The 11,629-nt window shown below is 54.5% G+C and carries 12 protein-coding genes; 7 read left to right on the plus strand and 5 right to left on the minus strand.

The window, feature by feature from the left end:
* Window positions 1-25: 25 nt before the first annotated feature.
* The gene (locus tag M989_RS14900) at window positions 26-481 is read right to left on the minus strand and encodes an acyltransferase (protein WP_064546620.1); all 456 of its coding nucleotides are present in this window, start codon (window positions 479-481) and stop codon (window positions 26-28) included.
* A 127-nt stretch (window positions 482-608) separates the two neighbouring features.
* On the minus strand, window positions 609-866 hold the full coding sequence (locus tag M989_RS24705) for a hypothetical protein (protein WP_271447145.1): 258 nt from the start codon (window positions 864-866) through the stop codon (window positions 609-611).
* Window positions 867-1,057: 191 nt separating this feature from the next.
* Here M989_RS24705 and psiE point away from each other — a divergent pair, with 191 nt between their 5' ends.
* Window positions 1,058-1,468 (plus strand): phosphate-starvation-inducible protein PsiE, encoded by a 411-nt coding sequence (psiE, locus tag M989_RS14905; RefSeq protein ID WP_064546622.1) that lies wholly within the window; start codon window positions 1,058-1,060, stop codon window positions 1,466-1,468.
* Between the two features lie 173 nt (window positions 1,469-1,641).
* Here the strand turns inward: psiE and malG are convergent, their stop codons facing one another.
* The 3 genes from malG to malE form a co-directional block, all read right to left on the minus strand.
* Window positions 1,642-2,532, minus strand: a complete 891-nt coding sequence (gene malG / locus M989_RS14910) for a maltose ABC transporter permease MalG (protein WP_064546624.1) — start codon at window positions 2,530-2,532, stop codon at window positions 1,642-1,644.
* 14 nt (window positions 2,533-2,546) lie between these two features.
* Window positions 2,547-4,091: a maltose ABC transporter permease MalF gene (gene malF, locus M989_RS14915; RefSeq protein ID WP_064546626.1), complete on the minus strand. Its 1,545-nt coding sequence runs from the start codon at window positions 4,089-4,091 to the stop codon at window positions 2,547-2,549.
* A 132-nt stretch (window positions 4,092-4,223) separates the two neighbouring features.
* Window positions 4,224-5,414, minus strand: coding sequence for a maltose/maltodextrin ABC transporter substrate-binding protein MalE (gene malE, locus M989_RS14920; RefSeq protein WP_064546628.1), 1,191 nt, complete (start codon window positions 5,412-5,414; stop codon window positions 4,224-4,226).
* A 370-nt stretch (window positions 5,415-5,784) separates the two neighbouring features.
* Here malE and malK point away from each other — a divergent pair, with 370 nt between their 5' ends.
* The 6 genes from malK (at window position 5,785) to M989_RS14950 (ending at window position 11,614) form a co-directional block, all read left to right on the plus strand.
* Window positions 5,785-6,894: a maltose/maltodextrin ABC transporter ATP-binding protein MalK gene (gene malK / locus M989_RS14925; protein WP_064546630.1), complete on the plus strand. Its 1,110-nt coding sequence runs from the start codon at window positions 5,785-5,787 to the stop codon at window positions 6,892-6,894.
* Between the two features lie 101 nt (window positions 6,895-6,995).
* Window positions 6,996-8,282, plus strand: a complete 1,287-nt coding sequence (locus M989_RS14930; protein WP_083965169.1) for a maltoporin — start codon at window positions 6,996-6,998, stop codon at window positions 8,280-8,282.
* Window positions 8,283-8,382: 100 nt separating this feature from the next.
* Entirely contained in the window at window positions 8,383-9,300 is a 918-nt protein-coding gene (malM, locus tag M989_RS14935; RefSeq protein ID WP_064546632.1) for a maltose operon protein MalM, read from the plus strand.
* 224 nt (window positions 9,301-9,524) lie between these two features.
* Window positions 9,525-10,022, plus strand: a complete 498-nt coding sequence (gene ubiC / locus M989_RS14940) for a chorismate lyase (RefSeq protein WP_064546634.1) — start codon at window positions 9,525-9,527, stop codon at window positions 10,020-10,022.
* Between the two features lie 14 nt (window positions 10,023-10,036).
* Complete coding sequence (ubiA, locus tag M989_RS14945) at window positions 10,037-10,909, plus strand: 4-hydroxybenzoate octaprenyltransferase (RefSeq protein WP_064546636.1); 873 nt, start codon at window positions 10,037-10,039, stop codon at window positions 10,907-10,909.
* A 177-nt stretch (window positions 10,910-11,086) separates the two neighbouring features.
* A complete protein-coding gene (locus M989_RS14950) occupies window positions 11,087-11,614 on the plus strand; it encodes a hypothetical protein (protein WP_064546638.1) in 528 nt (175 codons plus the stop codon).
* Window positions 11,615-11,629: the final 15 nt, after the last annotated feature.

The raw sequence follows: 11,629 nt of genomic DNA on the forward strand, positions 1-11,629 counted from the left end.
CGTTTACGCCAACGCCGGGCTACGATTATAGCCGCCGGAGCAACCGTGCTGGGTTTCCGGCATATACCCCTTTCTCACTGATGGAGCGTGTTACCACGCTGCCTGCACCAATGACCACGCCATCGCAGATCGACACCGAGAGAATGGTTGCGCCACTGCCAATGGAAACATTGTCGCCGATAGTGATGCGTCCCCAGCTTTCACGATCTGCGTTAGGTTTTCCCTCGCGGAACATATCGTTGGCAAACATGACGCCGTGGCCGATAAAACAGCCGCGACCGATGGTGACATATTCGCAGATAAAGGTGTGCGACTGGATTTTAGTCTCGTCGCCGATCCAGCTGTTGCCCTGAATTTCGACAAACGGGCCAACGAACACGTTGTTACCAAGCGTGCAGTCATAAAGGTTGGCGGGTTCATAAATGACGACGTTGTCGCCGCGTACCACATTGCGGATAGCCACCTGGCGGAGTGAGTGCATAGTATCCCTCTGATAAAAAACGTTCTCCTTAAGTGTAGCGTGATGGGGTACAAGACAAACATGACGCCGATGCGTTCTTTATTTCGATGGCCGATGCCAGCGCAACGCTGCGCTGGCATGCTTTCCTTTAATGTCCGGTAGAGCCATCCGGGATGCAGTTCACGCCCGGTTTACGATCCGGCGTGTAGAGCCGAAAGCACTCGGTTCTTCTGTCGACGGGAAGCGTTTTGATGTCGCTGTGTTTCGCTGTTGGAATGACTAAAGGGCTAGCCGCATTGCTGTGCTGCGCCGGAGTCACCGTCGTGTTGTTGATAGCGAAGACAGAGGCGGGCAGAAGCACGACTGATAACCACAGAGTAGAAAAATAACGTGTCATTTTTACCACCTTATCAGATGAATTTTTATCCGTTCCAGGGGAACAACGAAAGTGTTGGCGCTTTATTTCAGCGGGGATATCAACCGAAAGACTGATTTACACGAGTGGGCACAACGACGAAAAGGTGGAGATAAAAACTAGATCTGGATCACGTTTTTGCGCTATACAGAGATCTCGGCCCAGCGAAAGAGGTGCTAGCTATGACGTCACTGACTCGCCCACGTGTAGAGTTTATCTCCACCATTTTGCAGACCGTGTTGAATTTGGGTCTGCTCAGCCTTGGCCTGATTCTGATCGTTTTTCTCGGTAAAGAGACGGTGCATCTGGCCGACGTGCTGTTTGCGCCGGAACGCACCAGCAAGTACGAGCTGGTGGAGGGGCTGGTGGTTTACTTCCTCTACTTCGAATTCATCGCCCTGATTGTGAAGTACTTTCAGTCAGGCTTCCATTTCCCCCTGCGTTACTTTGTCTACATCGGCATTACCGCGATTGTGCGCTTGATTATCGTCGACCATAAGTCGCCGTTGGATGTGCTGATCTATTCTGCCGCGATTTTGCTGCTGGTGATTACGCTATGGCTGTGCAACTCCAAACGGCTGAAGCGAGAGTAGGCCGGATCGCCATCCGGCAGCGTGCGCCGGAGTTGTCTGATGGTGCTGTGCTTCTCAGGTCTGCTTCTGGCGCAAACGACAAGCAAAAAAATGGCGCTCCGTAGAGCGCCAAACAGTCACAAGTTAGGGTTCGTTCAAGTTGAGGATAATAGCAGTGGCATTGCTGATGAAACTTAGCCCTTCACGCCGCCGGCCGTGAGGCCGTTTACCAGCCAACGCTGCGCGAGCAGGAAGACCACGGTAATAGGGATGGCGGAAAGGACTGCCGCAGCGGCAAAGTCGCCCCACAGATAGTTTTGTGGGTTGAGGTATTGCTGCATACCTACGGCCAGGGTGTAGCTGTTCACATCGCGCAGCAGGAGCGATGCAACCGGTACTTCGGTAATGGCGGCGATAAACGACAGGATAAACACCACCGCCAGAATCGGTACGGACAGCGGCAACAGCACCAGGCGGAATGCCTGCCACGGGGTCGCGCCGTCCAGCGCGGCCGCTTCTTCCAGCGAGCCATCGATCGTTTCGAAATAGCCTTTAATCGTCCACACGTGCAGCGCAATGCCGCCAAGGTAGGCGAAGATCACGCCGCCGTGGGTGTTCAGGCCGATAAACGGAATGTACTGGCCCAGACGGTCAAACAATGCGTACAGGGCAACCAGCGACAGCACCGCAGGGAACATCTGGAAAATCAGCATCCCTTTGAGCAGCGTGGCCTTGCCCGGGAAGCGCATACGGGCAAAGGCGTAGGCGCAGGTGGTGGACAGCGCCACGATGCCAATGGCGGTGATTCCGGCGATTTTCACCGAGTTCCACAGCCACAGCAGCACCGGGAACGGCGGCGGGGTAACGCGGCCATCGGCGTGCTCAACGCTGAAGCCCAGCGCCAGCTTCCAGTGTTCCCAGGAGATCTGTTCCGGGATAAGGCTGCCGGTGGCGAAGTTCCCTTCACGCAGCGAGATAGCGATAACCATCAGCAGCGGGAACATGATCGCCGCGATAAAAATCAGCAGCAGCAGGTGCGTGGTAAAGAGACGCAGTTTCTGAGATTTGGGTTGTACCATAGCCATGTTCGTTGTCTCCCTTAATCAAACTTCATACGCGTGGCTTTCAGGTTCACGATGGCCAGTGCGCCTACCAGCAGGAAGATCAGCGTGGCAATCGCCGCCGCCAGACCGAAGTCCTGGCCACCGCCGCCTTCAAAGGCGATACGGTAGGTGTAGCTCACAAGCAGGTCGGTATAACCGGCCGGCGTGGTGGTGCCGAGACGGTCCGGGCCACCGTTGGTCAACAGCTGAATCAGCACGAAGTTGTTAAAGTTAAAGGCGAAGCTGGCGATCATCAGCGGCGTCAGCGGCTTAATCAGCAGCGGGAACGTAATCTTAAAGAAGTTCTGGAACGGACCGGCGCCATCCATTGCCGAGGCTTCGTACAGGTCGTCCGGAATCGCTTTCAGCAGGCCCATGCACAGGATCATCATGTACGGGTAGCCCAGCCAGGTGTTGACGATAACAATCATCGAACGTGCGGTAGTTGGGTCGCTGAACCAGGCCGGTTTGATACCGAACAGGGCGCTCAACATCATGTTGATTTCACCGAAGCTCTGGTTAAACAGCCCTTTGAAAATCAGAATCGAGATAAATGACGGTACGGCGTACGGCAGAATCAACAGCACGCGGTAGATGGCCTTGCCCTTCAGCGCTTCCCACTGTACCAGGCAGGCCAGCACCATGCCGACGGCGACGGTCAGAATGACGGTCAGTACCGAGAAGACTACCGTCCAGACGAAGATGGCGATGAACGGCTTCTGGATACCCTCGTCGGTAAAGACGCGGGTGAAGTTATCCCAGCCGATCCCAACGGTGTAGCCTGGGCTTAACTTCTCGTTGCCCCAGCTGCCGTCGGCGTTAACGGTCTGGTAGAAGCCAATATCGTTGTTTGGACGATATTTCACACCCGTCTGGTTATTGGTCAGCAGGCCATCGTTGGCCAGCGTGTAGAGCGGCTGGGTGCCGGAGAACTGGCGCAGCGAGCTCATGGTGACTTTACTTTCATCCGGCAGAACGGCGGTCAGCTGGTTCAGCGCCTGACGGTTCTGGGTAATCACGCGCAGCTGCACACGTTCGCCGTCCGGCAGCGCTTCGGTTTCTTTTAACTGCAGTTTCTGCTCGCCGCCAATTTTAAAGGCGTCGGAGAGGTAGTTTTTACCGCTTTCACCGTCGGTGAGGGCCAGCTGCCACGCGTCGCCCGCCGGGAAGAGGCTGAAATTATAGGCTTTGCCCGCCTGATAGCTACGATCCATCAGGACCTGCTGGGCGCGCTCAAAGGTAAGCTGGTTAGTGCTGCTGTAGTTGGTAAAGGCAATGGCGATGGTACAAATCAGCGGGAACAGGACGAACAGCCCCATCCCGGCCATGCCAGGGTAAACGTAGCGCCAGGCGTAGGTCTTACGGTTGGCGAAAATATACAGGCCCGCTGAGCTTAAGATCAGCGTCATGATGGCAAACAGGTACTCCCCTTGTGCGTACATTAAAACTACAAGGTAACCCACCAGCAGGCCCAGCAGACCAATCACTGACCATTTCAGCGTGTCGCTTTGCCACCAATGATTCTTTTTAATGACATCCATGGGGATCTTCCTCTACAGCGTTGAAACTTCCTGGCCGGAGATGTGCCTGATGGCGCTGCGCTTATCAGGCCTACGGTACGTTGTAGGCCGTATAAGGCATTTATGCCGCCATCCGGCACAGGCTCAGCGGCATTACTTGGTGATACGGCCCTGTGCATCTTTCAGCGCAGCATCGACGGTCTGACGACCGCTGGCGGCGTTGATGACTGCGGTACGAACGGCATACCAGAATGCAGACATCTGCGGGATGTTCGGCATGATTTCGCCTTTCTGGGCGTTATCCATGGTGGCCGCGATACGCGGGTCTTTCGCTAACTGATCCTGGAAGGATTTCAGCGCTACGGCGCCCAGCGGTTTGTCCTTGTTCACTGCATCCAGACCCTGGTCGGTCAGCAGGTAGTTTTCGAGGAACTCTTTCGCCAGCTCTTTGTTCGGGCTCGCGGCGTTGATGCCGGCGCTCAGAACGCCAACGAACGGTTTAGACGGCTTGCCTTTGAAGGTTGGCAGCAGCGTTACGCCGTAGTTCACCTTGCCCTTATCGATGTTGGACCACGCCCACGGACCGTTGATGGTCATCGCGGTATCGCCTTTGTTGAAGGCTGCTTCGGCGATGGAGTAGTCGGTATCCGCGTTCATGTGTTTGTTTTTGATCAGGTCAACCAGGAAGTTCAGACCGGCTTTGGAACCCGCGTTATCCACGCCCACGTCTTTCACGTCGTACTTGCCGTTTTCAAACTTGAACGCGTAACCGCCGTCGGCAGCAATCAGCGGCCAGGTGAAGTACGGTTCTTGCAGGTTGAACATCAGCGCAGATTTACCTTTCGCCTTCAGCTCTTTATCCAGCGCCGGAATTTCTTCCCAGGTTTTCGGCGGGTTCGGGACGAGATCTTTGTTGTAAATCAGAGACAGCGCTTCGACCGCGATTGGGTAAGCAATCAGCTTGCCGTTGTAGCGCACGGCATCCCAGGTGAACGGGTAGAGTTTGTCCTGGAATGCTTTGTCCGGGGTCACTTCCGCCAGCAGGCCAGACTGCGCGTAGCCGCCGAAACGGTCATGCGCCCAGAAGATGATGTCCGGGCCGTCGCCAGTGGCCGCAACCTGCGGGAATTTTTCTTCCAGCTTATCCGGGTGTTCTACGGTCACTTTAATGCCCGTATCTTTTTCAAATTTCTTACCGACCTCGGCCAGGCCGTTATAGCCCTTGTCGCCGTTGATCCAGATAACCAGCTTTCCCTCTTCAATTTTTGCCAGAGCAGAGGCGGAAAACATCATCGTGGTCAATGCGGACAGCGCGAGGATGCGAGCGCCAGTTTTGATTTTCATATATCCCGTCCTTTTTGGTGATGTACTCGTGGATACACAGAGGTGGTATAACGGTAATGAGTTTCCTTTTTTAGCAAGTGCTTTCCATCCTCCTTCCCTCTACGCCCTCCCGGCTATAAGTGTGACATACATAACAAAATTCTCCGTTATGCGCTTCAGCGCACAAAAAAAAGCGTCGTTTTTTGTCGGGGTCATCACGATTTTAGTCCAGATGAGATGTCATCGGGGGCAGAGTGCGCCTTCTCATCCTCCGTTCTCCTCCCCCATTAAAAACAGCAAAGGTGGAGGATTCACCAAAGTTATGCCTGTTGCATAGTCAGCCCATCTTGAATGTGTCCGTTGGTGACAAGTTGTAACGAGGGAGAAGGGCATGGCGAACGTACAGCTACGCAATGTAACGAAAGCCTGGGGCGACGTGGTGGTATCAAAAGATATCAACCTGGATATCCAGGAAGGGGAGTTCGTGGTGTTTGTCGGGCCATCCGGCTGCGGTAAATCTACGCTGCTGCGTATGATCGCAGGCCTCGAAACCATTACCAGCGGCGATCTGATGATCGGCGATACCCGCATGAACGACGTACCACCCGCCGAGCGCGGTGTGGGGATGGTGTTCCAGTCCTATGCGCTGTATCCCCATCTGTCCGTTGCTGAGAATATGTCCTTCGGCCTGAAGCTGGCTGGCGCTAAAAAAGACGTGATTAACCAGCGCGTGACCCAGGTCTCCGAAGTACTGCAGTTAGCCCATCTGCTGGAACGTAAACCGAAGGCGCTGTCCGGCGGCCAGCGTCAGCGCGTGGCGATTGGTCGTACGCTGGTTGCCGAGCCGCGCGTATTCCTGCTCGATGAACCCCTTTCTAACCTCGACGCCGCGCTGCGTGTGCAGATGCGTATCGAAATTTCCCGCCTGCACAAACGTCTGGGCCGCACGATGATCTACGTCACCCACGATCAGGTGGAAGCGATGACGCTGGCCGACAAAATCGTGGTGCTGGACGCCGGTCGCGTGGCGCAGGTCGGTAAACCTCTCGAGCTGTACCACTACCCGGCTGACCGTTTCGTCGCGGGCTTTATCGGCTCGCCGAAGATGAACTTCCTGCCGGTGAAAGTCACCGCCACCGCTATCGATCAGGTGCAGGTCGAACTGCCGAACCATCAGCAGATTTGGCTGCCGGTCGAGAGTAACAACGTGCAGGTTGGCGCCAACATGTCGCTGGGCATTCGCCCGGAGCACCTGATGCCGAGCCACATCGCCGATGTGACGCTGGAAGGCGTGGTGCATGTTGTCGAGCAGCTGGGCAACGAAACACAAATTCACATCCAGATCCCTGCCATCCGTCAGAACCTGGTTTATCGCCAGAACGACGTGGTGTTGGTCGAAGAGGGAGCCACATTCGCCATCGGCTTGCCGCCAGAGCGCTGCCATCTGTTCCGTGAAGATGGCACCGCATGTCGTCGGCTGCATAAAGAGCTCGGCGTTTAAACGTCCCATAACAAAGCAAACAGGCAGCCCCCACGCCGCCAGCGATAAGGCGATACAGGGGCGAAATGTTGAAAAGAAAAGCAATGATCTCAGGAGATAGAATGATGATTACTCTGCGCAAACTCCCCGTGGCGGTTGCCGTCGCAGCAGGCATTATGTCTGCTCAGGCAATGGCCGTTGATTTTCATGGCTACGCGCGTTCCGGCATTGGTTGGACGGGTAGCGGTGGCGAACAACAGTGTTTCAAGGCAACCGGTGCTGGCAGTAAGTACCGTCTTGGTAACGAATGTGATACCTATGCCGAATTAAAACTGGGCCAGGAATTGTGGAAAGAGGGTGATAAGAGTTTTTACTTCGATACCAACGTGGCCTATTCAGTAAATCAGGAAGATGACTGGGAAAGCACCACTCCGGCATTTCGTGAAGCCAACATTCAGGGTAAAAACCTGATCGACTGGCTGCCTGGTTCAACCCTCTGGGCCGGTAAACGCTTCTATCAGCGTCACGATGTTCACATGATCGACTTCTACTACTGGGATATTTCAGGTCCTGGTGCCGGTCTGGAAAACATCGATCTGGGCTTCGGTAAACTCTCCATGGCCGCGACGCGTAACTCAGAAAGCGGCGGTTCTTACACCTATTCCAGCGATGACCAGAAAAAGTACGCATCCAAAACCGCCAACGACGTCTTTGATATCCGTCTGGCGGGTCTGGAAACCAACCCTGGCGGCGTACTGGAGTTAGGTGTTGATTATGGCCGCGCTAACCCGCAGGACGACTATCGTCTGGAAGATGGCGCGTCGAAAGACGGTTGGATGTTCACCGGCGAGCACACCCAGTCTATCTGGGGCGGTTTCAACAAGTTCGTCGTGCAGTACGCGACCGACGCGATGACCTCCTGGAATACCCACTCTCAGGGCACCAGCATCGACAATACCGGTCATATGACCCGTATCCTCGACCACGGTGCGATGGACTTCAACGATGATTGGGGCCTGATGTACGTTGCGATGTATCAGGATACCAGCCTGGACAGCAAGAACGGTTCTACCTGGTACACCGTGGGCGTGCGCCCAATGTACAAATGGACGCCGATCATGAGCACCCAGTTGGAAGTCGGTTACGACAACGTGAAGTCTCAGCGTACCAATGACACCAACAACCAGTACAAGATCACCCTTGCTCAACAGTGGCAGGCAGGTAACAGCGTCTGGTCCCGTCCGGCCATCCGTATCTTCGCGACCTATGCGAAATGGGATGAAGGCTGGGGTTACAGCAACACCACCGGTCTGGCGACCAAAGATAGCACCGGTAACGGCATCTACACCTCCAGCCGCGGTAGCGACAGCGAAGTCACCTTCGGTGCGCAGATGGAAGTGTGGTGGTAATACCCGCAATAACCTGACGAGGGGCGCAAGCCCCTCTGTTCTATGGTTTAGCGCGCTATTGCCTGGCTACCGCTGAACCTTGTTTACTGAGGTAATAATAATGAAAATGAAAAAAAGTCTCGTCGCGTTATGCTTATCTGCCGGTCTGCTGGCCAGTGTCCCTGGCATCAGCCTGGCCGACGTCAATTTCGTTCCGCAAAATACCAGCAGCGCGCCTGCGATTCCGGCCTCGGCGCTGCAACAGTTAACCTGGACGCCAGTCGATCAGGCAAAAACCCAGTCCGTTGACCTGCTGACCAGCGGCCAGCGTTTAGCCGTCGACGGTATTTCCGGCCCGGTGGCGGCCTGGAGCGTCCCGGCCAACATTGGCGAACTGACGATCACGCTTTCCAGCGAGCTGAATAAGAAAAAGCAGATATTTGCGCCCAACGTGCTAATTCTTGATCAGAATATGACGCCTTCTGCCTTCTTCCCCAGCAGCTACTTTACCTACCAGGAACCTGGCGTGATCAGTGCGGACCGTCTGGAAGGGGTCATGCGCCTGACGCCTGCGCTGGGGCAACAAAAAATTTATGTGCTGGTCTTTACCACCGAGAAAGATCTGCAACAAACCACCACGCTGCTTGACCCGGCTAAAGCCTATGCCAAGGGCGCTGGCAACGCGATCCCGGATATTCCAGATCCGATTGCTCGCCACACCACCGACGGCGTACTGAAGCTGAAGGTGAAAACCAGCTCCTCCTCCAGCGTGCTGGTGGGCCCGCTGTTTGGCTCTTCCGGTACTTCTGCCGTCACGGTCGGTAATACCGCCGCGCCGATCGCCGTGGCTGCCCCAGCGCCAGCGGCAAAAAGCGAGCCGATGCTTGATGATACCGAAAGCTACTTCAACAACAGCATTAAGCAGGCGGTAGCGAAAGGGGATATCGACAAAGCCCTGAAATTGATGAATGAAGCTGAACGCCTGGGCTCGAAATCTGCACGTTCCACCTTTATCGGCGCTGTAAAAGGCAAGGGGTAACATCACCCCGCAGCGCTGATGTTTAGGCGAAGCCTTTCGGTGTGCCCTTCCGGGTACACCTTTTTTATACACCTCATCCTTCACGCTGCGATGACGATCGGGATATAGCGCAAAGCAAACTGTTGCACTGCTGTTGCGCTAATGATCGTATTTGACCATTCCTGCACCCCTCCTGCGGTTTTCTGCGATACAATGGCGAAACGCTTTGTATTGGAGAGACAGGCATGTCGCACTCTGCACTGACGCAACTGCGCGCGCTGCGCTATTTTGACGTCATTCCCCCGCTTGAACCCGCTCAGCGCGACTGGCTGATGCTGGAAGATTCGATGACCAAACGGTTTGAGCAGTTTGGGAAACCGGTGAGCGTAACGCTGTTAAACGAAGCGTTTGTCAGCCGCGATGCGCTGGTGGAAGAACAACACCTGTTGCCAGAAGAGTCTCGCTATTGGTTGCGAGAAATATTATTGTGCGTCGGCGGTGAGCCGTGGCTTGCCGGGCGCACCGTGGTACCAGAGTCGACCCTCTGTGGGCCCGAGCTGGCGCTACAAAACCTGGGGCAGACGCCGCTGGGTCGTTATCTGTTTACGTCGTCGACGCTGACGCGAGACTTTATTGAGATAGGCCGTCATGATGCGCTGTGGGGGCGTCGTTCCCGTCTCCGCCTGAGCGGTAAACCGCTGCTGTTAACCGAGCTGTTTTTACCGGCATCGCCGCTGTACTAAGAGGAAGAAGAAGAATGGAGTGGAGTCTGAAGCAGAACAAGCTGCTGGCTTACCATCGACTGATGCGTACGGATAAACCGATCGGCGCGCTGCTGCTGCTGTGGCCGACGCTGTGGGCGCTGTGGGTTGCCTCACCGGGCGTGCCGCCGCTGTGGATCCTGGCGGTGTTTGTGGCGGGCGTCTGGCTGATGCGCGCCGCAGGCTGTGTGGTCAACGATTATGCGGATCGCAAATTTGACGGCCACGTGAAACGCACGGCCAACCGTCCGCTGCCGAGCGGCGCGGTCACGGAGAAAGAGGCCCGTACGCTGTTCATCGTGCTGGTGGCGCTCTCTTTCCTGCTGGTGCTGACGCTCAACACCATGACCATTCTGTTGTCGGTGGCGGCGCTGGCGCTGGCCTGGGTTTACCCGTTTATGAAGCGTTATACCCATCTGCCGCAGGTGGTGCTGGGGGCGGCGTTTGGCTGGTCAATTCCGATGGCCTTCGCGGCGGTCAGCGAGTCACTGCCGCTGAGCTGCTGGCTGATGCTGCTGGCCAACATTCTGTGGGCGGTGGCTTACGATACCCAATATGCGATGGTTGACCGTGATGATGACGTGAAGATTGGCATCAAATCCACGGCGATTCTGTTCGGTGATAACGACCGCCTGATCATCGGTATCCTGCAGGCATGCGTGCTGGGGCTGATGGCGCTCATCGGCTGGTTGAACGGTTTGAACTGGGAGTTTTATTGGTCAATCCTGATCGCCGGCGCGCTGTTTGTCTACCAGCAGAAGCTGATCCGCCACCGTGAACGCGGGCCATGCTTCCAGGCGTTTCTGAATAACAACTACGTGGGGCTGGTGCTGTTTATTGGGCTGGCGATGAGTTACTGGCACGGCTGATAGCGTTATCTCGCCCGCTCTCGTGCATTGAATACAAAAGTCCTCGCCTTTGGTTGGGGACTTTTTTTATTTATCGCGTTATTATTTAAGCTATGCCATTATTTTTTGCATCAGGAAATGATGTAATCACTCTATTTGTTATATGTTGAAATAGAATTATTCACGGAATTTATTCTTATGGAACAGAAAACAGAGCTTGAATATCTTTATTCTGAATATGTCGATAAATTAGAACTCCCCCCACTGGAAAGTATAAGAAGCACAATCTCTACTTTTTATACTCAAACGACCACCTCAAAATATTTTTCCTTCGTATATCTTGCACGAATAATGAATCGTCGGTTTGTGAAGAAAATGGTGCATGATAGTGATTTTACTTTCCCAATCTATGCCGGTATGGCGTTCATCGTTCTGGGCATTTATACCCTGATAAACAGGGGGAAAGTAGATACTTTTTACGGTGATGGTTTTAGATTTGATACTTTCTTTCTTATTATGCTCGGCATCGCGCTGTTTGTCAGCGCCTATCCCTTTTTTGTCGCAAGCTTTAACCGTAATGCACAAGAAAAAACGCGAGAGGTTTACTATCTGGTCGACCTTGTGAAAGTGGTATTGGCCTTTTTCTTGCTGCTGTCGCTGATGATTTTTCCTCTGTCATGGTTTGGGCTTGTTGAATTTAGTGTTCGGGGAATATATAACCCGTAAATATAAATAGACTTA

Source organism: Kluyvera georgiana ATCC 51603 (assembly GCF_001654985.1).
In the GTDB taxonomy this organism is placed as follows: Bacteria; Pseudomonadota; Gammaproteobacteria; order Enterobacterales; family Enterobacteriaceae; genus Kluyvera; species Kluyvera georgiana.

Excerpts from the sequence above, each read along its gene's own strand:
- ubiC (WP_064546634.1), top strand. The coding sequence starts at position 9,525 with ATGTCGCACTCTGCACTGACGCAACTGCGCGCGCTGCGCTATTTTGAC.
- M989_RS14900 (WP_064546620.1), bottom strand. The coding sequence starts at position 481 with ATGCACTCACTCCGCCAGGTGGCTATCCGCAATGTGGTACGCGGCGAC.
- M989_RS14930 (WP_083965169.1), top strand. The coding sequence starts at position 6,996 with ATGATGATTACTCTGCGCAAACTCCCCGTGGCGGTTGCCGTCGCAGCA.
- malM (WP_064546632.1), top strand. The coding sequence starts at position 8,383 with ATGAAAATGAAAAAAAGTCTCGTCGCGTTATGCTTATCTGCCGGTCTG.
- M989_RS14950 (WP_064546638.1), top strand. The coding sequence starts at position 11,087 with ATGGAACAGAAAACAGAGCTTGAATATCTTTATTCTGAATATGTCGAT.
- malE (WP_064546628.1), bottom strand. The coding sequence starts at position 5,414 with ATGAAAATCAAAACTGGCGCTCGCATCCTCGCGCTGTCCGCATTGACC.
- malK (WP_064546630.1), top strand. The coding sequence starts at position 5,785 with ATGGCGAACGTACAGCTACGCAATGTAACGAAAGCCTGGGGCGACGTG.
- malF (WP_064546626.1), bottom strand. The coding sequence starts at position 4,091 with ATGGATGTCATTAAAAAGAATCATTGGTGGCAAAGCGACACGCTGAAA.
- ubiA (WP_064546636.1), top strand. The coding sequence starts at position 10,037 with ATGGAGTGGAGTCTGAAGCAGAACAAGCTGCTGGCTTACCATCGACTG.
- psiE (WP_064546622.1), top strand. The coding sequence starts at position 1,058 with ATGACGTCACTGACTCGCCCACGTGTAGAGTTTATCTCCACCATTTTG.
- malG (WP_064546624.1), bottom strand. The coding sequence starts at position 2,532 with ATGGCTATGGTACAACCCAAATCTCAGAAACTGCGTCTCTTTACCACG.